This window comes from Spirosoma daeguense, assembly GCF_054776875.1.
Map to the genome: position 1 here is coordinate 502,991 of NZ_BAAHBF010000005.1, position 20,891 is coordinate 523,881.

General features: G+C 40.8%; 22 protein-coding genes and 2 pseudogenes. 12 read left to right on the plus strand and 12 right to left on the minus strand.

What is annotated here, in order from left to right:
- Nucleotides 1-91 precede the first annotated feature (91 nt).
- Together ACYVD4_RS18360 and ACYVD4_RS18365 are read right to left on the minus strand one after the other, a co-directional pair.
- Nucleotides 92-1,063 carry a hypothetical protein gene (locus ACYVD4_RS18360; protein ID WP_460948330.1) on the minus strand — a complete coding sequence of 324 codons (972 nt, stop codon included), beginning with the start codon at nucleotides 1,061-1,063 and terminating at the stop codon, nucleotides 92-94.
- A 284-nt stretch (nucleotides 1,064-1,347) separates the two neighbouring features.
- The gene (locus tag ACYVD4_RS18365) at nucleotides 1,348-4,233 is read right to left on the minus strand and encodes a TrlF family AAA-like ATPase (RefSeq protein ID WP_460948332.1); all 2,886 of its coding nucleotides are present in this window, start codon (nucleotides 4,231-4,233) and stop codon (nucleotides 1,348-1,350) included.
- A 438-nt stretch (nucleotides 4,234-4,671) separates the two neighbouring features.
- Here ACYVD4_RS18365 and ACYVD4_RS18370 point away from each other — a divergent pair.
- Nucleotides 4,672-5,061 (plus strand): annotated as a pseudogene (locus ACYVD4_RS18370) (transposase); the annotation flags it as partial.
- 28 nt (nucleotides 5,062-5,089) lie between these two features.
- Here the strand turns inward: ACYVD4_RS18370 and ACYVD4_RS18375 are convergent.
- A pseudogene (locus ACYVD4_RS18375) lies at nucleotides 5,090-6,089 on the minus strand (IS701 family transposase).
- Between the two features lie 37 nt (nucleotides 6,090-6,126).
- Here ACYVD4_RS18375 and ACYVD4_RS18380 point away from each other — a divergent pair.
- The 3 genes from ACYVD4_RS18380 (at nucleotide 6,127) to ACYVD4_RS18390 (ending at nucleotide 8,692) form a co-directional block, all read left to right on the plus strand.
- Nucleotides 6,127-7,437: a TolC family protein gene (locus tag ACYVD4_RS18380; RefSeq protein WP_460948615.1), complete on the plus strand. Its 1,311-nt coding sequence runs from the start codon at nucleotides 6,127-6,129 to the stop codon at nucleotides 7,435-7,437.
- Between the two features lie 401 nt (nucleotides 7,438-7,838).
- Nucleotides 7,839-8,120, plus strand: coding sequence for a helix-turn-helix domain-containing protein (locus tag ACYVD4_RS18385; RefSeq protein WP_460948334.1), 282 nt, complete (start codon nucleotides 7,839-7,841; stop codon nucleotides 8,118-8,120).
- A 191-nt stretch (nucleotides 8,121-8,311) separates the two neighbouring features.
- On the plus strand, nucleotides 8,312-8,692 hold the full coding sequence (locus ACYVD4_RS18390) for a hypothetical protein (protein WP_460948336.1): 381 nt from the start codon (nucleotides 8,312-8,314) through the stop codon (nucleotides 8,690-8,692).
- Between the two features lie 419 nt (nucleotides 8,693-9,111).
- Here ACYVD4_RS18390 and ACYVD4_RS18395 read toward each other — a convergent pair whose 3' ends face one another.
- Genes ACYVD4_RS18395 through ACYVD4_RS18405 form a run of 3 tightly spaced genes read right to left on the minus strand, consistent with a single transcriptional unit; the run spans nucleotide 9,112 to nucleotide 11,125 of the window.
- Nucleotides 9,112-9,606 (minus strand): hypothetical protein, encoded by a 495-nt coding sequence (locus ACYVD4_RS18395; RefSeq protein ID WP_460948338.1) that lies wholly within the window; start codon nucleotides 9,604-9,606, stop codon nucleotides 9,112-9,114.
- 48 nt (nucleotides 9,607-9,654) lie between these two features.
- Entirely contained in the window at nucleotides 9,655-10,884 is a 1,230-nt protein-coding gene (locus ACYVD4_RS18400; RefSeq protein ID WP_460948340.1) for a radical SAM protein, read from the minus strand.
- Nucleotides 10,885-10,936: 52 nt separating this feature from the next.
- The gene (locus ACYVD4_RS18405; RefSeq protein WP_460948342.1) at nucleotides 10,937-11,125 is read right to left on the minus strand and encodes a hypothetical protein; all 189 of its coding nucleotides are present in this window, start codon (nucleotides 11,123-11,125) and stop codon (nucleotides 10,937-10,939) included.
- 125 nt (nucleotides 11,126-11,250) lie between these two features.
- Between ACYVD4_RS18405 and ACYVD4_RS18410 the strand changes: the two genes are divergently transcribed.
- Nucleotides 11,251-11,643, plus strand: coding sequence for a helix-turn-helix domain-containing protein (locus ACYVD4_RS18410; protein WP_460948344.1), 393 nt, complete (start codon nucleotides 11,251-11,253; stop codon nucleotides 11,641-11,643).
- A 56-nt stretch (nucleotides 11,644-11,699) separates the two neighbouring features.
- On the opposite strand, the gene ACYVD4_RS18415 is transcribed toward ACYVD4_RS18410, so the two are convergent.
- Nucleotides 11,700-12,335 carry a hypothetical protein gene (locus ACYVD4_RS18415; protein WP_460948346.1) on the minus strand — a complete coding sequence of 212 codons (636 nt, stop codon included), beginning with the start codon at nucleotides 12,333-12,335 and terminating at the stop codon, nucleotides 11,700-11,702.
- An 86-nt stretch (nucleotides 12,336-12,421) separates the two neighbouring features.
- Between ACYVD4_RS18415 and ACYVD4_RS18420 the strand changes: the two genes are divergently transcribed.
- Entirely contained in the window at nucleotides 12,422-13,030 is a 609-nt protein-coding gene (locus ACYVD4_RS18420) for a hypothetical protein (protein WP_460948348.1), read from the plus strand.
- Nucleotides 13,031-13,033: 3 nt separating this feature from the next.
- Here ACYVD4_RS18420 and ACYVD4_RS18425 read toward each other — a convergent pair whose 3' ends face one another.
- From ACYVD4_RS18425 to ACYVD4_RS18440, 4 genes are read right to left on the minus strand one after another with little or no spacing between them, the layout of a single operon-like run.
- Nucleotides 13,034-13,306, minus strand: coding sequence for a hypothetical protein (locus ACYVD4_RS18425; protein WP_460948350.1), 273 nt, complete (start codon nucleotides 13,304-13,306; stop codon nucleotides 13,034-13,036).
- A 2-nt stretch (nucleotides 13,307-13,308) separates the two neighbouring features.
- Nucleotides 13,309-13,578 carry a helix-turn-helix domain-containing protein gene (locus tag ACYVD4_RS18430; protein WP_460948352.1) on the minus strand — a complete coding sequence of 90 codons (270 nt, stop codon included), beginning with the start codon at nucleotides 13,576-13,578 and terminating at the stop codon, nucleotides 13,309-13,311.
- Between the two features lie 27 nt (nucleotides 13,579-13,605).
- On the minus strand, nucleotides 13,606-13,968 hold the full coding sequence (locus tag ACYVD4_RS18435) for a restriction endonuclease (RefSeq protein ID WP_460948354.1): 363 nt from the start codon (nucleotides 13,966-13,968) through the stop codon (nucleotides 13,606-13,608).
- Nucleotides 13,931-14,164 carry a hypothetical protein gene (locus tag ACYVD4_RS18440; protein ID WP_460948357.1) on the minus strand — a complete coding sequence of 78 codons (234 nt, stop codon included), beginning with the start codon at nucleotides 14,162-14,164 and terminating at the stop codon, nucleotides 13,931-13,933. The genes ACYVD4_RS18435 and ACYVD4_RS18440 overlap by 38 nt, the downstream gene beginning before the upstream one ends.
- Before the next feature lie 146 nt (nucleotides 14,165-14,310).
- Between ACYVD4_RS18440 and ACYVD4_RS18445 the strand changes: the two genes are divergently transcribed.
- Nucleotides 14,311-15,087 carry a DUF1883 domain-containing protein gene (locus tag ACYVD4_RS18445; RefSeq protein WP_460948359.1) on the plus strand — a complete coding sequence of 259 codons (777 nt, stop codon included), beginning with the start codon at nucleotides 14,311-14,313 and terminating at the stop codon, nucleotides 15,085-15,087.
- Between the two features lie 174 nt (nucleotides 15,088-15,261).
- Here the strand turns inward: ACYVD4_RS18445 and ACYVD4_RS18450 are convergent, their stop codons facing one another.
- Nucleotides 15,262-16,473, minus strand: a complete 1,212-nt coding sequence (locus tag ACYVD4_RS18450) for a phage integrase SAM-like domain-containing protein (protein WP_460948361.1) — start codon at nucleotides 16,471-16,473, stop codon at nucleotides 15,262-15,264.
- 239 nt (nucleotides 16,474-16,712) lie between these two features.
- Between ACYVD4_RS18450 and mnmA the strand changes: the two genes are divergently transcribed.
- The 5 genes from mnmA to ACYVD4_RS18475 all read left to right on the plus strand — a co-directional run bounded on the left by mnmA (nucleotide 16,713) and on the right by ACYVD4_RS18475 (nucleotide 20,814).
- A complete protein-coding gene (mnmA, locus tag ACYVD4_RS18455) occupies nucleotides 16,713-17,876 on the plus strand; it encodes a tRNA 2-thiouridine(34) synthase MnmA (RefSeq protein WP_460948363.1) in 1,164 nt (387 codons plus the stop codon).
- An 88-nt stretch (nucleotides 17,877-17,964) separates the two neighbouring features.
- Complete coding sequence (locus ACYVD4_RS18460) at nucleotides 17,965-18,663, plus strand: 3-keto-disaccharide hydrolase (RefSeq protein WP_460948365.1); 699 nt, start codon at nucleotides 17,965-17,967, stop codon at nucleotides 18,661-18,663.
- 54 nt (nucleotides 18,664-18,717) lie between these two features.
- On the plus strand, nucleotides 18,718-18,972 hold the full coding sequence (locus ACYVD4_RS18465) for a hypothetical protein (RefSeq protein ID WP_460948367.1): 255 nt from the start codon (nucleotides 18,718-18,720) through the stop codon (nucleotides 18,970-18,972).
- A gap of 57 nt (nucleotides 18,973-19,029) precedes the next feature.
- A complete protein-coding gene (locus tag ACYVD4_RS18470; RefSeq protein WP_460948369.1) occupies nucleotides 19,030-19,698 on the plus strand; it encodes an HAD family hydrolase in 669 nt (222 codons plus the stop codon).
- A gap of 72 nt (nucleotides 19,699-19,770) precedes the next feature.
- Nucleotides 19,771-20,814, plus strand: coding sequence for an agmatine deiminase family protein (locus ACYVD4_RS18475; protein ID WP_460948371.1), 1,044 nt, complete (start codon nucleotides 19,771-19,773; stop codon nucleotides 20,812-20,814).
- The last annotated feature ends 77 nt before the right edge of the window (nucleotides 20,815-20,891 follow it).

The following is a 20,891-nucleotide window of genomic DNA, read 5'->3' on the forward strand; positions in this document are numbered from 1 at the left end:
ACAGCGAACACCAAATGAATTATTGATTCATGTCAAACTTGCTGATCGATGAACGATCAGCAAGTTGATTTTGTGATCTTTAAAAAAGATCCTACTCCGTATATGCACGTTCAAAAAGTTCTACTTCACTAATTTCTTCTACTTTTATTTTACCTTGTTTGCTAGCAGGTAAATCGGAGTTTAAATTGATAAATATTATAAAATAGTTTTTATCATTAAATGTTATTCGAGCAGGGTATGCCTGGCTTTTGTTAGGATCGCTACTAGTAACCTTAATCTCAATAGGATCTAGGTTAAAGACAACTAAATAACCAACATCTTTGTTGTAATCGTTAGCATATTTGACGATCTGCGTAAAACCATCAATTATGCGATTCTTGCGATACGATTTAGATGTATCATATACTTTAATTTCAAGTACTAATGGATCATTGCTATCTAAATTACCAATGATGTCAGCTCGACCAGTGGCTGATTTTGGTGTTGAAAAAGGATAATTGACACCCTGATCGAACAAAAATAAGCGCAGGTCGTCTTCAAAAATCTCCTCGTAATTCTTTGTGGCTAATTGATATTTTTTAAACAAATTCTGGCGGGTGAACCATTCAGTCCGTGCTTTATATTTCTCTAAAAGGTACAAAGTAAAATTAACCTCATCTAAACTATCCTGCAAATAATTAATAATTGGCTCGATCTCAGTTTCCAAAAATCGATTTAATCCTTCATGAAAATTATTGTGAAATCCAGTAAGATTATGGTGATGAAAACCTTTTAAAAACCAATGATTGATTCGCTGATATAATATGGCTGCTAGTCTAGCTTCATCTGTAGTTTGATAAGGTGCTTTCTCTAACTCTACTCGTCTTTTTATAATACTATCTAATATGCTTTCCTCTAAACAATGCATATTAACAGCGTTATCCAATATACTTTTGAGTATGGGATTATTATCGATTCGATTACGAAACAGTGTCAGATTAGTGCCAAAATTTTCATGGTTCGACTTGTGTAAACGATTACGCCATTCCTGCAAATCACTTCTCAATCGGTGAGTATAATACATGAGTTAATTAAATTTTTCAAATGTGTTCAATAAATCACTCCATGCTCGTTCAACACTACGTATGCCAGTATGGACAGATGCAGTCTCATCTTGCAATTTGATATTTAATTTACAGTTGTGACAAATTATTGTTTCCCCTAGACGGACGCTAACAATCTGCACATCAGCAATGTAACTACAGCGAGGACAAGTAAGATTTATCCAGTGTGAATCTAAATTCATGATTAGATAAATAAGTGCAGTTCAAGTAATCAATATCAATCATATTTATTTATCAACTATAACTATACAGCTAAATGCCTTCCTACATATTTATAAGTATTAGTTCGTGTAAAAAATGCAGGGTATGTGCCCTCTAAAATTTCAACTATTTTGCTAGTAATGATTGCATTTTCTAAACCTCCTGCCATCACATATACCTCATTTTTATTTTCTTTATCTATACGCACATGAACTATTTGATCTGCATCGCAAACAACTGCAAGATTTGGATTGTGCGTTACAATAATAACCTGCCGGTTTAGTTTAGCCATTTTGATAAAAGGTACCAATATTTTAAATACGCTTTGGTTATCTAAATTTTCTTCTGGTTGATCAATAATCAAAGGGATATGATTATTATCAAGTATAAGATAAAAAATAAGTAATAAAGCCCCCCTCTCACCAGGAGAAAGTGTTGAAACGTTTTTGTTACTTAGTTTAAGATCATATCCCGGAGCCAAATAGTCTAATCCACAAAGAAAATTATAAAAATCAATAGATGAATTACCAGACTTCAGCTGCGCTTTGATTTCTCTATATGATCTATTTCCCGCTCTATTGTCATACTTAATATGGTCCAAGACTTTAAATACAAATGAATAAGCTTCTTCTTCACTAGAAAAATCCGCAACTTCAAATAAATCTTTCAATTTATTTTGCCCCTCAGTTAATCCATAAAAACTTCCTTTTGAATTAAAATTAATAAACCCCTCAAATCGGCTATATAAATCTTGCTCTTTAAATAATGTATCAAACGTAATTTTATATGAATCCATTAAAGCATTGTGTTTTGTAATAAACTCAGTAACAGACTTATACAGGTCTTGATATATAACAAGTACTTCCTGCTTCTTTTTAAAAATATCTTGAACTAACTTTTTACGCTCCCTATACTTATCCTTCAAATCATTTCCTAGTTGGTCTTTTACGTATGTAATATTGGCTATCAAGTTAGTCATTGAACCCTCTACATCAGAAGCTCCAATGATGGCCTGCCCTACTTCATCCCATTTAGCCAAATTAGTCAGGTATTCTTGGTATAGCTTAGCAGGTAAGTCTAATTGATTTTGCAGCTCTATAAGCTCTTTCTGAATTGCAGCTAGTCTAGATGAATATGCTCCATCAGGAGCAACGATTGCTTCAAGTGTTTTACTTCTAACAGCTTTCTCAGTAATCAAATTTGATATTGGGCTTGTATCTAAATGAAACGAAAAAATAGTTGACAGATCAATTCCAGCATCTCCAAGAATACGCTGGTTTTCTACAATTTGTGAATCAAGTTGTTGCTTTAAAGAATCTAAGCTCTGCTTTCTTTGTTTTAAGATCTCAATTTCACCATTCAAGATACTGATTTCTTGGTTATTCACGCGCAGCTCTTGAGTTACAAGACTATTCTCTTCTCTTAATCGCCTAATTGATTCATTTGTAGTTTCAAAATTGCTCCCAGCAATTTCTGGCTGAGCCTCTTCTTTCGGTTTTAATGCTTGGTGAGCCTCTAACTCTTCCTGTTTTAATTTTAAACTTTCTTCAAGCTTCGACAAATAGGCGGGATTTTCTTTTTCTTCTAGGGAAATTATTTTACTATTAATAATAGATACATCACTTTTTATTTTTTCTATATCATCTCTTATTATTTGCGTCTTATGATTAATTAATTCCTGCAAGTTATTTTTCCCCAACCTATCATATTGAGGTATATGAGAAAAAATAATTGCTTTCAATTCCTCTTCAAAATCTCCTCCCTCTATAGAAACGCATAGTTTTTCTAAATAGCTCTGCGGAATGTATTTAATACGTTCTTCTTGATTTACATCCGTATCTTGAGATAAACAATGGGTACTAGTCTTTCCATTTCGCCATGTCAGAGTAGCTTCAAAATTTTCTGCTTTCTTTCTTTTGTTGTCTAAGAATTTTTTGGGGTGAAGAAAAGAAAAACCTGTGTGATTATGTGTATTTCCGCAAAGACCAAGTATATCCGTTAAGGCACTTTTACCGTTTCCTTTATTGCCAATAATAGCAACCAAGCCTGGATTTAGATGAATCTCAGTATCATTAAACCATGTCTCATCGAAAATAGAACCTGTTTTTTTGCCAATTTTAATTTTTTCAACATATTTTGTTGGGTTATTTTCAACAACTTCTAAACTAGCAGGCTTTGCACCAATATAGGCTCTATCTGGCTGGTTTATTAATTGCCTTAAGATATAAAATGTTGGATCGCCTTTAATCCATAAATTCTGTTTAATTATATAATCTCTAATATCATGATTGTCACTACACACAATCAATGGTAACGTTTTATCAATTACTTTTTGTAGATGCGGTATAACGTGCTTTGTATAGCCTTCGATATCTTTTTCTTTTCCCAGTTCGAAGATATCGACCGCAATTGCAATATCTTCTTTTTGAGCACTTGCATGCGGAAGAGAATTAGTTATGTTTTCGATTCCGTTACTTTTATTCCCGGCATGAATTGTAATAATTCCGCCGAGTTCTCTAATTAATTTGCTGGTATCTAGTAAATCACAGTATACTTCATTGTGGCTTTTACTTTTACCTCTTACATGTTTTATTTCTGTGCTATTTTCGATTTGGGCCCATATATAATCCATATTACAATCTTCAGCGAAGATTGCTATGAAATGTATTGGCTCTTTTCCCCTTAAGTCGGACAAAAATTCTATTCCCGGCAGAATAGTAACTTTGCCTTTTCCTAGAGCTTGAAGCTCTTTTATCCTTTTTACGTCTATAATGTGATGGTCCGTGATACTTACAACTTCAATATTATTCTTAATTAGTCCATCAATTATTTCTTGGTTGGTGATTGACTTGTCAGCGTAGTCATATGAACTTGGTGTATGAAAATGTAAGTCCCATTTTCTCCAGATACTTCCTCTTTTATCGTGCATATATATATTATTAAATAGTAGATAGCCTTCTTGCTGAAAGTATAAAATCTGACTTAAGCAAAAGTGATAGTTCATGTAAATCTAATAATTCTATTTATTACTTTATAGGTATACTTTTTGATTGCTTGCAAAAAAGCAGTAACTCCGTGTCAATAATCTATTGACTATTAGCCTCTTAATAATACTGGGGAACTCGATATTCAATATGCAACTTAATCTGCGTTGCCTATAATCGGGGAAATTGAATAATTTATTAGGTAGTCCTTAAAAAGTAATGATCGTAACCAAAGGCCGCAGTGGGGCCGTAGTTTTGGGTCGCCAAACTCAGTCCTACGTGCATGTTTCAACAATACAATGTACGTCGTCAAATGAAATTGGACAGAGGTGAAAATGAGAAGAGACAATTCAGTAAATTGTTTCACCTAAATCACCTTGGTTATGTCCAATTCAACCAAAAAATCTCCTCCTAGCCGTTCTAAAACGACTCAAGCCACTTCCCCCGAGCGCAAACCAGCGCTATCCATCATAACGGCAGACCCGACGCCAATACACCGCCGAAGAAAAAATACGCATCGTCTTGGAAGGCCTACAAGGTGAACAATCAGTAGCCGAGATCTGTCGACGAGAAGGACTCAACACCAATATTTATTACCGCTGGATCGGTCCGCCGAAGCGGTAAAGAGTTCTTAGAAGCCGGTAAAAAACGATTGGCTGGCGATACCACTCGAGAAGCGACCGCCCCCTGAAGTTCAGTCCATCAAAGCGGAAAATGAGGCCCTCAAACAGCTGGTGGCTGAGTTGAGCCTAGAAAATAGGGCATTAAAAAAGCCTCAAAGCCGACGACTAATCGATACCATCACATGACCCAATCTGAAAAGATAGAGATCAATACCAGATAAGCTGTGAATAGATCGGTGTGAAGTTGGTAAACCGTTTTAAGAGCTTGCTTGGCTTTAAGTGTAAGCGAAATCCAGGCGTGGTAGCAACAAGCTAAGTGGTTTCGCTGAGCATGAGCCTTTCGACATTGGCAACTCTCCGAACCTGTGAGTTGCTTAAAACTACGATGAAACTGCTCAATTTGCCAACGGACAGCATTGTTAGTTTCAGCGACAAACCGGTTTGTCGTTAGCTGTAAGTCATTTGTAATAAGCCTTTCAATGCTGCCGTTTGGGGCAACTATCTTGAACAGGCCAACCAGAAAGGGGACTTCTTTAAGTTTAATCGATAAGCCAGTTTGCTCATCAGCAACTGACCAAAACCAGTTCATCCAGATGCCGGTAGCCAGTGTCTCGATTGAGGGAAACCATCCGGTTGCTCTTCAGTGTAGAGAAGAAAGCCCAACCAGACCGGTGGATAAGTTTAAGGTTATCGACTGAAGCGTACCAACTGTCGATAAGTACAGTTCTAGCTTTGAGTTGTTTGTGGGTAATAGCCCGCCGAAACATATCCTGGAAGTGATCATTTTTCGTCTTGTTATCGGTATCAGGGTGATAGACCCGATAATCAATGGGCAAAAAAATCACCCTCATTTCCTGTGGAATGGACGAGATTAACCAAATTAATACCATTTATAGTAGCGTGTTCATTGCCAGAGTATTGTCTCGTTTGGCTAGCTCAATAAAGCGAGCATATCGTTTGTCCTGAACACTATCATCAACTAATAAAAATGAATCTGCTCTGTCGTTTAAATGTGGTTCAACTAATGCGCAAAGATGTCCTGAATGAAAGCGTTCCGACTTCAGAAAGCGGTTAACCATATCGTGGCTTACCTGTTGCTTGTGATCGGCCATCTGCGTGCAGGTATAATTAAACGGGGTACTGATGAGATATTCAACGTAGTCCTTTTTGCTAATCATGCACTAAGTTAGTCGTTGGTGCGTAAGTCCTATTAGTATTAAGAACTGGGGGTGGTATTACCTCTCAACAGTGCTGGATGATTACTCGCGCTACATCCTAGCTTGGGAACTGTGTCCGGGGATGCAGGTTACGGATGTGGAGAAAACCGTGCAAACGGCTCTGAAAGCCAGTAGTTTGACTGCTGATCAGCGACCTCGTATGCTATTGGACAATGGTTCAGCGTACGTCTCTCAGTACTTAAAAGAATATCTGAACGGGGAAAGCATTGAGAATATTCGCAGTGCACCGTTTCATCCCATGATGCAGGGCAAGATTGAGCGGTATCACCGGTCGATGAAAAATGTGCTGCTACTGGAGCATTATTATAGTCCAGATGAGTTTAGAGCACGCTTAACGGAGTGGGTAGCTTACTACAATCACCAACGCTATCATGAATCACTTGAGAATGTACGGCCAGCTGATGCGTATTGGGGCCGCCAAGAGCAAATCATAGCCGAACGGCAAAAAATCAAGCAGCTATCGATGGTCCAAAGGCGGAAAAGCGGCCCACCGCTGTGGTCATATTTTTCAGAAACTACAACGTGTTTAAAACCGTCTCTTCTCTTTTCACCACCAGCTGTCCACTTTCGGCTGACAATATACACCATGAAGCCGCACGGACATTGTTATCACAATGGTTTGACTGGGTCAAAGCCAAAACCGATGTGGCGCAACAAAATCTTGGAAGAAAATCACGAATTGAAACGTGTACAAGCACTGTCTCAGCAAGCAAAACTCCAAGTCGACCGAACAAAGCTCGATCAAATTCCAGATCCAGCTTTAGGCGTTCAATATGGATCAGAGCAAGGTGGAGATGAACGGTATCTTGGGCTTAGATTCTCTATCCCTATTCCAGGTACAGGGACAAGGGCAGCAGATGTTGATGTCGCACGTGCACAGGTCTCTATAGCCGATCAGCAAGTCACTCTGAAAAATCGTGAAATTCTGAATGATATCGCTGTATCCTATGCCAAAGCGGCATCAGGTTATAGCAGCTGGGAAAGTGCAAAATTGGCGAATGATAGTCTGATGCAAAACGCTCAAAAGATGAATCGCGCCTACGAATTGGGAGAGGTAAATATGATCGATCTGCTTAACGCACAACGATTACGTGCCGAATCAGCCCAAACATATAACGCGACACGTATAGAAGCGATTGAAGCCCGGTATCGTCTATTGCTTGATGCCCACGAATTATGGCTATCATCGGGTGAGACAGACACACATATGCCAACTTTACACTCAGACCTTGTTTTTTCTAAGAACGATAAACCTGAAAGGAAAAGCGGATTACTATTTGCCAAATGAATACAGCTGTTCGCTTACATATGTACTGGTCACCGTATTTTGCCTTTGAGTAGTTCTGACCTTTATTGGTAGGATAAAGACTCCAAAAATGAAATTTGATTTTTCGTTACTTGATTAGATAGAGTGATCAAATTGAAACCTAAAGAACAATTTCCATTCCTTAGAAAGTAGATTATAAGTAGCGTCAGGATGGCATTTATAACCAAACCCTAAATTTATAACGCAATAAGAAACGCAATATATAATACTTACCCGTTGTAACTAGACAATTAAGACAAATACAAAAAAGACAATATAAGTAAAATAAGTTTTAATTTAAATAAATTTTCTGTAAAATTTATTTAAAACATATTAGATTTGCATCTATTTGCTTGTAAAACTATTAAAATACATTACTTTACATGGTATTCTATCAAAACCGATTGCAGGTTGTTATTAATCAAGAGGGTATTACGCAAGCAGAAATTCATGGGGCAGCCAATGTTAATCAGGCAACTATAAACAGAATTTGTCGCGGGGGTAACTCCCGTCCATCTGAGGCCACGATAGGAAAGATAGTAAACGGACTAAATAGTCACATTGAAAAAAGGACTGGAAAAAAGGACAAATATAAAAGAGACTATATTTTTGTGCGAGTATACAATCCGGAACCCAATACAGAAGTCGTTATTACAACTCTGTAATTCTATAATAGAATTAAAAACTACAAAAAGAAGTATTATAAAATATATTGTAATCCATCGATTACAAAGGCTTTCTTCCATTTGCTTATATAAACAAACAATTTAATTTAACTACCTGATTCACAGAAAATTAATCTTAAAAATTTGAGATTAAAATCCATTTCAATTGTTATTTTAGTGGGTGTAATACTATGACCACTAATAACATGATAGCTTTAGAAAATACTAGCTGGTTGTGTTCAGAGTCGATTTTTCTCTTACTACTACTCTTTGGATTAACAACACAGGATTCCTCTGAGCCGAAGAAAACGAAAAAATCTCCTAAGAAGAAAATTCATCAACGTTTGTTCGAACTCTTATTAGAAATTCCAAAAACAGTTATTGTAGTAATCGTCACCGGTCTATGTACTAGTTCATGGCCTATTATCCGTGTTTTTTTAGTAGCAGTGTTAGCGCAGTTTGTGAGCTTTTTCTCTAGCTTGACACTATCAGAAGCCTTTCAACTTTTAACCATTTTGCTTTTAGGTATACTTATTGCTATGAAAATCGAGGAAAAAATAAATAGAAAGTGACTTATGCTAATATTGGTATATAGATATTTTGTCTTGATTTCGCGTGAAACGTTTGCTATCTTTCTGTCGTATTAGAACTAGATAATTAATCGAGTAGGAAATGCGATGGAGACTAATCAAAATTTGAAAAGGTTTTCACAAATGATTCCCAATCTTGTTAAGCCCCTACTTCTGACCTCTGTCGGCTTGCTGATAGGCGTTCAGTCTAATAAACTCCTTACTGGTAACGAATTGAGAAATGTACGTTTTATCGACAACCATGGTGTAAAAGGTGCCATCATTGATGGTGATACCCTATGGTCAAAAGCGAATATTACTTATTCAGGTAAATACACAACCCCACGTTAATTATAGTATCTTAATCAAAAAGTGCCTGGCTAAACCAGCCCACCTCATCTACTTTATAAAAAAGCTTTCCATCAAGCTTTTCCTTCGAATTCATAGCGTGCAAACCAGTGAAAATCGCGCTCTATGGTCATCTTATTATCATAGATATCATGAAACTGCACTTTTAGTGTGATCGGTGCTAGTTGTTGCCGAGCATGATTTATGGCTGCTTCACCTTCATGCTCTTCAAAGCGAGTTTCAAAAATCACTAAGGACGAGTTTGGCAAAATGACCTTCCGCACAGATTCATTGCTATCCAGTCGTGAATAAGAACGTTTAGCCAACTCCAGACATTCTTCAATGGTCACGTAAAGTTTGCCGTCTTTGATAAAACAGAGCCGATCAATAATCATCGGCCCCACTCCGTTGTTGCTGATACGCACATAAAGATGGTCTTGCCGGTCTCTAAAATCAATTTGTGCCAATGGCTTGAGTGATTTTTCATTATGCGTCCGTTGCAGGTGTACTTGCAAAAATAGACCTATTAATGCCAACACTGAAATCCACACTGTCGCATCCACCGCCATTAGCTACCCGGCCTTTCCTATTGATACCAGCCATGAGCATAGCAGTAGTTAACCGATCTTCATATCCCGTAGCTGTTTCAATCGTTCCCTGGCTTGCAGGTCATAAAGAAGAGGAATGATCTTATGGTATAAACTGCATTGGGGATCTTTTCCATTGACTCGGTAGACAGGACAACCACTGGTACAAACCGCACTGTAACGACAAACCTTACAGTCACTCGATCTAGCCTCCTCAACATGAAGCCCTTGCTCAATCATATCGACAAGGTCTAATTCTGGATCAAAAATGGAGTGAGAAGACTGGCGCTCGTCGCCAAAATGGACATGGCAGTAATTGAGCGTACCATCTACATAAATCGCTCCTCCGGAAAACCCGGAGGCACAGGTCTGAAATCCCAGTTCACGGGGCTTGAGATCACAAAACTGATGACGCTTGGAAAAAGGCCACCCAGTTTGGATAGCTTCATCCATAAAGGCATAGGCTGATAGCAAGCCGCTTTCTAAAAGCTCGGCATCCAGGTCTTCCCCTTTGACAATTGAATAGCGAAACGGTACGTCCAATCCAATTAGATAACGGGTTAAATCAGGTAATCCTTTCAGGTTGTGATTGGTAATAACAGTATTGACCGTTACCGGAACCTGATTGGCCAGCAACTTTTTCAGATTCTGGTCAATATGCTTAAAACTTCCCATTCCCTGTTTGAAGGGCCTGCTGGTATCGTTGTACTCTTCTAAGCCATCTAACGAAATACCAAAGCTAATGCTCTGCTCCTGACAGAATGTAATGATCTCGTCTGTAAGAATAGTCAGATTGGTGATGAAGGAGACGTCAAAACGACATCTAACTTCCTGTAATCGTTGTCGGATCTGAGGGATAAATGCTTTCCAGGATTTGAACTGGGTTAATGGCTCACCACCCGCCAGTCTGAATTTAATATGAGTAAGCTTACGCTTAATAACGGTTTCGACCACCTTCTCTAGCAATTGCTGCTTGGTCGACTCCGACATCCCCTCAGTTGTATTCAATGTTGAGATATAGCAGTAGCTACACGCTAGGTTACAGCGATTGGTAGTATGAATCCAGAAATTGAGCGATTTTGGAGTGGGTGGTTTTTTGGGTTTACTAAATTGGCTATTGAACCGAATAATTTCTGTTTGATTGAGTAGGCTTGAAAACTCTTCTAATATATTGAGTGGAATAGCCAACTTCTCGCTCAACATAGAAAGCGTGGACTGCCCATCAATAGCTTCGATAATATTCGCCTGCCTCTTCGTCAACAGACGAAGGGATCGCGGGTAAGCACAGTTAACAACGTAGGAATACTCCGCATTAATTGGCCGAAGTAGCAGATGCGGGGATCGGATGGGGGTTAAGGTCTTCATCGTTCTGGTTAGCGTAATATCCATCACAATCGCAATTGGCATTGATCGAAGAAACTTTCAATGCGTTTTCACCAAACGTCGCTTCAAGGAGCGAACGATCATCGAAAAGAATATCATTATTGTATGTCCCTATCATAATTGGTTATCGTTTGGGTGTGATTAAAATTACACCATCTATTGTAACTCTTGGCTATCTTATAACTTGTATCGCACAAGACAAAAGCTTGTTTTTTACCAGTATGATTTCACTTAGATTTGTGCATGGACACGCACACGATACACCAAGGCCGCAACGTCAAACGAATTCGAGAAATACTTGGCATTAAGCAAGATGTTTTGGCTAACTCATTAGGACTTAGCCAACAAGCCATATCCCAACTCGAGCAGAAGGAAGTGTTGGATGCATCCGTCCTTCAAAAAATATCAAAACTGCTAGGTGTTTCAGAAGACGTAATTAAAAACTTTTCCGAAGAAAAGGCGATTAACATTATTTCCAACACGTATAATGATCATGCCGCTTTGATTCTCTATAATTTCAACCCTATTGACAAATGGGTTGAAGCGGTTGAAGAGAACAGAAAGCTATATGAGAGATTATTACAGTCTGAACGTGAGAAGATTGAATTATTGCAGAAGTTGCTCGACTCCAAATAAAAACGCGCGTTAGTTCGAACTAATTTTTGCTGCGGCCAGCACTTCCAGGTGTTTTTTTAGGACAGCATCAAGAAAGCAGAAGCATCGGCTGCTGCTTGTCCCTGCTCCAATAAGACCTCACGATATTTGATCAGCGTAATTGCTTTCCAATCAACTGGCGTCAATTCATCAGGAAGTTGGATTTCATCATGGGCCATGACATTCCGCATCCACATTTCAGCGATGAGTGAATGTTCCAGTTTTGGCTCATAACCTAGAAAGCGCGTTAGCCTGCTTTTCACGGCATAACCGTATGCCGCGAATGTTTTATGATAGTTTTGGTATATAGCTTCGTCATACGTCAAACTTGTATTGTGTCGCATATCAGCATTTCGGATAAGCTTCAAATGCTCTTCCAATTGCTCGATAAAAGTGTCCTCATCCAGTTGGTGCTTATAATAAAAATTAAGCAAAGCCCGTAAGTAGGGTTCAAACGGCACGATAACACTATCTCCTGGTAGATACCCCAAATAGTGTTCGATAAACTCGCGGCCTTTTTCTTTCAGGTCCGGAAATGTTGCCGCATCAGCAACTAGGTTGTCCCAACTGACGACATCTTTCCGACCTTCAACAACAGCATCAGCAAAAGCTTCTTCAAAGCGTTTCGCATCTCCGCCATAATGTTCATCAATCACTTTCTGCTTCCAGGTCATTGATAGGCCTCCAAGGAAAAACAGGTCAATTATTTCATTACATTAGCATAATATATGCTGATTATCAATCAAAAATTGACAAGGATATGGCTCAGGCAGATGATAAAGAGAATAACTTCCCTGAAGGGTATGAGCATGTCCAAGAAAGGTTAAATGAGACAACCGAACGGCTCCAATCAATCGATAACCAGATCGAAAATATCCCACAAGATCAAGGCCCCCAAATTATTTATAAACCACCTGGTTTTATAGGCTCACGGCAACCTGGCACCCGTGATCAAACCACGCAGTTTTTAAGACAACAGCAAGATCAGTTAAAAGTGGACACGCTTGCAAAGACTGAAGCAGATACTCGGAATGCAGAAAATAAGACAGGCCGGTCTATACGCGATCAGGTACGAGAGGAGCTTTTTCCTAACCCATTTCGAGGAGTGAGTCAGGAAGAAATGCAGCAATACAAAGAGATACCAAAGGAGATTGAACAATCTCAGGATTATATGGATGCCAAGCTGGTAGCAGCCGCTGCTCAACGATCCAGCCCGACAAAGCAAAAGATCCAAACACCCATAAAACAAGACAAAGCCGATTTATCAATGTCTGCACGGTTTTCAATGTCGCTGGGATATACGAAAGCGTTGGAAAACACAGATCCAGCCCCTACTCCTTCACGTGACCAAGATAAAGATCGAGATTAGATGTTACTCCTTATCTGGCTCGATACTGCGGTTTCTGGTCTTATCAGGAGAGCCCTGCTCTTTTGAAGGACGTTCACCTTTGAGCCAGGACGGAAGCTTATCCTTCAAGCGCTCTGATTGAAACTGAGTACGGCCATCTTTAAAACCTACCATACGATCACTTTCTGTTTTCACCTGAGCTAGTTTTTCTGCCAGCTCAGGCATATGTTGAGCAATCGTGTATCCCTCATTAAAGCCTTTTAGATAGTCTGGCTTAATTTTATCATTGTCTTCCATAGTTAAAATATGTCTTTGGCATTCTGTTCGAGATACGCATTGATTGAATCACGATCATAAATAATGATCTTTTTCTGTGGCTGGGAGAAACGGATTTCCCCCTTATCTCGAAGCTTCTGTAATGTGGTTTTTGATTTTATGTTGAGCAAGTGCATAGCCTGCTCATCAGAAATCCATTTATCTTTTTCTTGGGCACTCTTCTCTTTCAGACGAGCGACGACCTGTTCAACCAGAGCAAAAAATGCATCATCTTCCAGACATATGACTTCCATCAGATTTTGTATTGTATATGAAATCAGTTAAGGAAGACAAATATCCTGATTGCAAATGTGAAATCGAACACTTCGGATCCTCAACATTGTGAATGTAAACACCTTCGTATTTTGGCAATCCGCCCAGGGTGGAATTTCAATTACTCTATGATCGTGCGATTTGGTTTCATAAGAAAATTTACCTTCCCTAAGTCTAACTAAAGCAATCCCATGTTTAGCGGCAAATTCTATCGCTCCTAATTGAAATCCTGATGTTGAAAAAATCATCCCTTTATGGGCACCAAGCGACTGCAATCTACTATAAAGAATTTCAACTTTTTCTCGCTTAACAGGTGTTTTATATTTCTTACATTCAGCTAGAACCGTAATTCTCCCCCCCCTCGAAGACATCAAAAGTCGCTTTCACATCAATTTGATATGTACCGTCACCTCCCCTCTCTTTGACATTATGGATAACCTCAACAGATGGTAGCGTTTTGCCCGCTTCAGACAAAAAGCTTTTTACCAATTCTTCAAATTCAACAGGAGTAATATCGACAACATAATTTTCAGGCAAATTATGTTCCATGATCTTATCGTACTTCATAGCTGAACCGAAAAAGAATAGTCACCTCTTTGAACTCAACAACAGATTAAGCGCAAGGATAAAGCGATATGTTAGACTTTTTCTGTTAATCTATATATTTTATTTTAAAGATATTTATATTGCACTTAAATCATAAATTTAATGTCATGAAATTTAATTACTATGATTTGGGACACAAGCAACGAGGTCAAGTAATCGAAGTATCCCTTTCAGGCAATGCTGCAAATGTAAGATTGATGGATACTTCCAATTTTCAAAATTATAAAAGTGGAAGAGCCCATAAGTACTATGGTGGTTTAGCTCGTCAATCACCTGTACGAATTACAGTTCCAAATTCTGGCCATTGGTATGTCACAATTGATTTACAAGGTTTAGGTGGGTCAGTGAAATCATCTGTTCGAACACTCCCTGGCCCCTTACCAACAATGCGTCAGCCTGAGTTATCAACAGTACCATCATTGGTTCAAAAAGGTGACGACCTGCCCTACAACGATCCAGACCATTTTGAAAAGCAATTTGATGTTTTTATATCCCATGCTTCGGAAGATAAAGACAATGTTGTAAGGCCGTTAGCTCATGCTCTTTCAGCTAAACAACTTACAGTTTGGTATGATGAATTCGAAATGAAAATCGGCGATAGCCTTAGAAGAAAAATTGATAAAGGCCTTGCCAACAGTAAGTTCGGAATAGTTGTCCTATCGAAAGATTTCATAAAGAAAGGTTGGACAAACTACGAATTGGATGGAATAATCACTAAAGCAGTTACTGGTGAACAGGTTATTTTACCAATTTGGCATAATATCACTAAAAAAGAAGTTATCGATTTCAGCCCCTCTTTAGCTGACAAACTGGCAAGGAATACTTCGACTTATACTGTTGAGGAGATAGCAACAGAAATAGCTGAAGTAATATTTTCGGCTTGAAGAAATTTGAGACTATATCTTGTTTAGACTGTTGTAAGCGAATTATTGTACCTATGTTGTACCAATAAAAAATGGGCTACGCGGGCACTCGCATAACCCATTGAAAATCAGCGCTATGAGCGAAAATCGAACCCGTACGGCCCGTAAGGATCACAGGATTTTAAGTTTTGTGTATCATCCAATAACTGTGTCTAAGGCTTCATCGGCGTCTTTGTGAATGAAGTGACCTTGGTAACCAATTGTTGTTGTAACCGAGGTATGGCGGTATAGCTTTTGTAAAAGCTGAATGGGGATCTTGTCACCTGACAAATTCCCAAATGTATGCCGCGCGATGTGCATCGTCAGGCCTTTCTTAATACCTGCAAGCTTAGCAATTTCATGTAGAGCGATATCTAATCGTTTGATAGCCGAAGCTATCTTACGTTGAACATCATAAGCGTCACTGAAGTCATTCAATTTCTGAAGCTCAGGAAATATTAAGTCGTGCTTACCACTCGTTGGGTATTGATTGATGATCTGAAGTACTTTTTCTGATACCTTGACTGAACCTGGCTTGGCATTCTTACCCATCGTATAATGAAGACGCTCATCTTGAAAGTCAGTATGTTTTAAACGCAAAACATCTGACGCTCTCATACCGGCAAAATAAAAAGCGACCAGCCAGATATTTCGTGCATGCATCCAGTATGCAGGGGCAGTTGAAAGATCAAGATTTTCTATTATCTTAACTTCCTCCGCATTCAAACCAATCTTATTGGCTTCCGGTAATTTGATAGCAATCTTTCCTTTGCTAAATGGGTAGTATTTCCGATCAACCAAGCCATCATTGATTGCCTGATTGAATACCGTCCTGATGAGGATCATATAGTTCGCCACTGTCCGCTCACCAACCTGCCGACTGCCCTTCAAATACGCCTTGAACTTATTAAGCAACGAAACCGTAATTTCAGAAAAAGTAATAGCTTTTCCATTTAGAAATTCTCGAAAAACATTGAGCCTCGGCAGCTCTGTACTCACTCGGTTGTACTTTCCTTGCTTACGCATGTTCTCCATAAAAGCTTCAGCGAGTTCAAAAAAGGATGCGCCCTGATTGGATTTGATTTGCTTTTGAACAAGCTTTGACGATACGGCTTTATGCTGGGCATCTAATTCCAAAAACTTATCATTGGCCTCAGCTTTACGCTTGGTGATCAGATTATTGATACGGACTGAGTTAGGGTGGCTTTTCCGCACTTTCTCCCCCTTTGCGTCCCATTCGCTCTCACGTAGATGTTGTCCCAAATAGATATAAGAAGATTTACGATCTACAGTAACACGGATAGCTAACGGGAACATACCGTCTTGACTTGCCTTCTTACGCAGAACCACTTTGAGGGAGGAGGCCATAAAAAAGTTGAATTACGTTGAATGCTTTTTCTAGGAAACGCGTTAACTTGTATCGTGCATGAACAACACAACTCTAACAAATATAAGAAGAATTGGTACAACATAGGTACAACAAATGGTGGTTTTACCTATATTTTCATGGTTCTATCAAAATCATAAATGGCTGATTTACAATTATCATCAATACATATAACACCATATAAAACCAATTATCGGAGGGCTTTGAACCCTTGCAGATTATGAGCAAACACGGACGTATCCTGGTCGCGATGAGTGGCGGCATCGATTCTTCACTGGCAGCGGTTTTACTGCACGAAGAAGGTTACGAGGTCATCGGCATGACCATGAAAACATGGGATTATGCCTCCTCGGGCAGTTCCAAAAAAGAAACAGGCTGTTGCAGCCTCGACAGTATTAACGATGCGCGTAACATTGCGGTGAGCCTCGGTTTTCCACACTACATTCTGGATATTCGGGAAGAGTTTGGCGACTCTGTTATCGACCATTTTACGGGCGAATACATCGAAGGCCGTACGCCAAACCCCTGCGTTCTCTGCAATACGCACATTAAATGGGATGCTTTGCTTCGGCGTGCAGATCGGCTCGATTGCGAGTCGATTGCCACAGGTCACTACGCTAACATTCGGCAAGAAAATCAGGGGCCAGCATCCGGGCGCTACGTTATCTCAAAAGGAGTTGATACGTTGAAAGATCAATCCTACGTACTTTGGGGAGTATCGCAGGAGAGTCTGAGCCGGACAAAACTTCCGTTAGGGCATCTTCGGAAATCCGAGATTCGTGAAATGGCCAAAGATCGCGGTTTTATCGAACTGGTTACGAAGTCTGAATCTTACGAAATCTGTTTCGTACCCGACAATGATTACCGTGGCTTTCTGAAACGTCGGGTACCGGGTCTGGAGGCTGAGGTTGCGGGTGGTAATTTCGTGATGGAAGGAACGGGTAAAATTCTCGGCAAACATCAGGGTTATCCTTTTTACACTATTGGTCAGCGAAAAGGGTTGGGCATGGCGTTTGGACAGCCTATGTTTGTTACCGAAATTCGCAAGGAAACGAACGAAGTTGTACTAGGCCTCGATAAAGATTTGCTACGTGATGGTATGATTGTTCGTAAACTGAACCTACAGAAATACGGTCATATTGCCGAGCCAATCGAAACCGTTACGAAAGTGCGGTACAAAGATGCTGGTACGCCAGCAATCATTTCGCAACTTGAAGACGACCTGATTGACGTGCGCTTTCACGAAGGCGTTTCGGCCATTGCTCCGGGACAAGCTGCCGTTTTTTACGAAGGCGACGACGTAGTGGGTGGGGGCTGGATTATGAAAAGTTTCCGCCAGAGCGAGCAGGAACGTAGCGAAGCACAATACGTACACACGAATTAACGTACTATAACGTAGCGGTCGAATGTATATCTGGCCGCTACGTTATACTAATTTGATTAATAGCTTTATAGAGCAAACCTTTTACCTGATGAAAAAAAATCTGCTTCTGGCGGTTTTCCTGATAAGTCTTTCGCAATGTGTTTTTGCGCAGACTCCAACACCACCTAAAGGCCATCCGAACCCAAGCGGTCCTGGCTGGAAATCGCTTTTCGGTGCTGACCTGTCAGAAGCTTCTTACCAGAAAGGTATCTGGGACTTTGATGATGATGGTGCCCTAACCGCTACCGCCGATAAATCCATCTGGACCAAAGTCCCTTACGATGATTTTGTGCTAGATCTACTCTTCAAAACAGCCGATGGAACCAACAGTGGTGTGGTGGTTCATGCCAGCGATACGGCGAACTGGATTCCCAATTCAGTAGAGATTCAGATTGCCGACGATTACGCGCAGAAATGGGCCGAATCACCCACCAACTGGCAATGCGGTGCCTTTTTTGGGCATCAGGCACCAACCAAACAGGGCGTGGTGAAGAAACCCGGTGAGTGGAATCGGTATACGATTACGTGTCAGGGCAAGATGATATACGTAGTACTAAATAACCAATTGATTAACACGATCGACTTAGCTACGTTTACATCTGCAAAAGCCAATCCCGACGGCTCGAAAGTACCGGAGTGGCTCAGTAAACCACCCGCCGAATTACCGCTACGTGGCTACATTGGCTTGCAGGGCAAACACGCTGGAGCGCCGATTTATTACCGAAATATCAAGATTAAACCCTTATAGTTTACAAGCCCCGGCCCGAACTGAGTCGGGGTTTATTTTTGTTGCCAGAGTATCATGTCTACAGAGCCTCAAACGCGTCATAGTAACACCTTGCCTGAGCTACGTTTTTCACTTAGTTTGCTCTATGTAGGTCGTTTTTTGTTGGGAATGACCCCTTCGTTGCCCAATCAGAATGACAAGCTGGACGAGTTCGACGAACGTATCGAAAACGTTACAGACGAGCTGGTGGCTACTGAATTATTGCACGAAGCAGCCGTGCTGGCAGGCGACATTTTACCCGACGTATCGCTCGACAACCGCGTAAATTAGGCCGTAATACACTTTCTTTGTGACTTCATTTGCTTTTGCTGATTTCACAATTTTCTCATGGCCGCTGCTTCTTTTGCCGCTCTGTTCGATATGGACGGCGTTTTGATTGCCAATACCAATTTTCATATCAATGCCTGGCTTCAGTTCGCCCATAAACACGGCCGATCGCTAACGATTGATCAGTATGTTGAACACATCAATGGACGTGTTTCCGCCGATTCAATGGCCTACGTTTTTCAGCGACAAATTTCGCCCGGCGAACTGATTGTTCTTACCGAAGAAAAGGAAGCTATTTACCGCGAACTGTATCGCCCCCATCTTCAACCCACACCGGGCCTGATCGACTTTTTAGATTCACTTAAAGCACACAATGCCCGGCTGGCCGTTGGTACGTCGGCTCCGGAAAGCAACGTTCATTTTACCCTCGATGGTCTTTCGCTACGTCCTTATTTCGATGCGATTGTCGACGCCAGTATGATCACTCATGGCAAGCCTGATCCTGAAATTTACCTAACAGCCGCCGAGCGCGTGGGCTTAACTCCCAATCGCTGTGTTGTTTTCGAAGATGCCTTTGCCGGAATCGAAGCGGGTGTACGGGCTGGTATGATCGTGATTGCGCTGGCAACGACACACACCCGCGACGAACTGGCCGATACCGGTGCTACGTTGATCGTCGATGATTTCACACAATTGACTGTGGAAAGCGTTCAAGCCTTACTTTTGTAGTAAATTAACGTAATACGGAGATTTCTTCGCTTAGTTATTGATGCGGGTAGAATCTCCGCGTTACTCATGCCTATGTCTTTCATTCCTGCCCGCGAGGGTTTTTTCTTTCCGCCAGAGTGGCACCCGCACGTAGCGACCTGGCTAAGCTGGCCACATACCGAAGCTTCCTGGACAAAAGAACGTCAGGAGTTGATGTTTCCGGCCTATATCGACTTTATTAAAGCCATTGCCGAAAGCGAGCAAGTCTGCATTAACGCTCATAATGAGACTGTTATTCAGGCAGCTAAACTACGTTTGCTGGCAGCCGGGGCAGACATGAGCCGTATTACGTTACTACCCCACCCTACCAACGACTCCTGGTGTCGCGACCACGGCCCAGCTTTTCTCATCAATCCCGAGCAGGGCAAACGGTTGATCGTGAACTGGGGGTACAATGCATGGGGCGGTAAGTACCCGCCTTACGACCGCGATGACCTGATTCCGGTTGAGATTGCTCATTACCGAAACCTCGACTACGTAACTCCCGGTATCATCATGGAGGGCGGTTCGGTGGAGTTTAACGGAGCGGGTACGGTGCTCACCAGCCGGGCCTGCCTACTCAATCAGAACCGTAACAGCCATCTGACGCAGGAAAAAATTGAGCAGTATCTCTGCGATTATTACGGTGTGCAACAGGTTCTTTGGGTGGAAGAAGGCATCGTTGGCGACGACACCGACGGCCACATCGACGATACGGTCCGGTTTGTGAACGAAGACACAGTGATTGCCGCCTACGAGCCAAATCAGAGCGACGATAATTACCCGTTCCTGCAGGAGATACACCACGAACTGAAACAAATGCGGTTGCTCAACGGCAAACAACTCAATATTGTCGAGCTTCCCATGCCCGATCCAGTCGTGAGCGACGGACTACGTTTGCCCGCTTCTTACGCTAATTTCCTGATCACAAACGGCTCTGTTATTGTACCAACATTCCGCTGCGATAAAGATCAGCAAGCGCTGGACATCATTGCTACGTGTTTCCCCGACCGTAAAACCGTCGGTATCGACTCCACGGATATTGTCTGGGGATTAGGCAGTTTCCATTGCCTGAGCCAACAAGAACCTAGTGTCTAGATGTATTGAGTTATCAACTTCTGTTTTTAACGTCTTGTCAAAAGTTTGTACTTAGGATCTTTCAAACATTCGAAAAC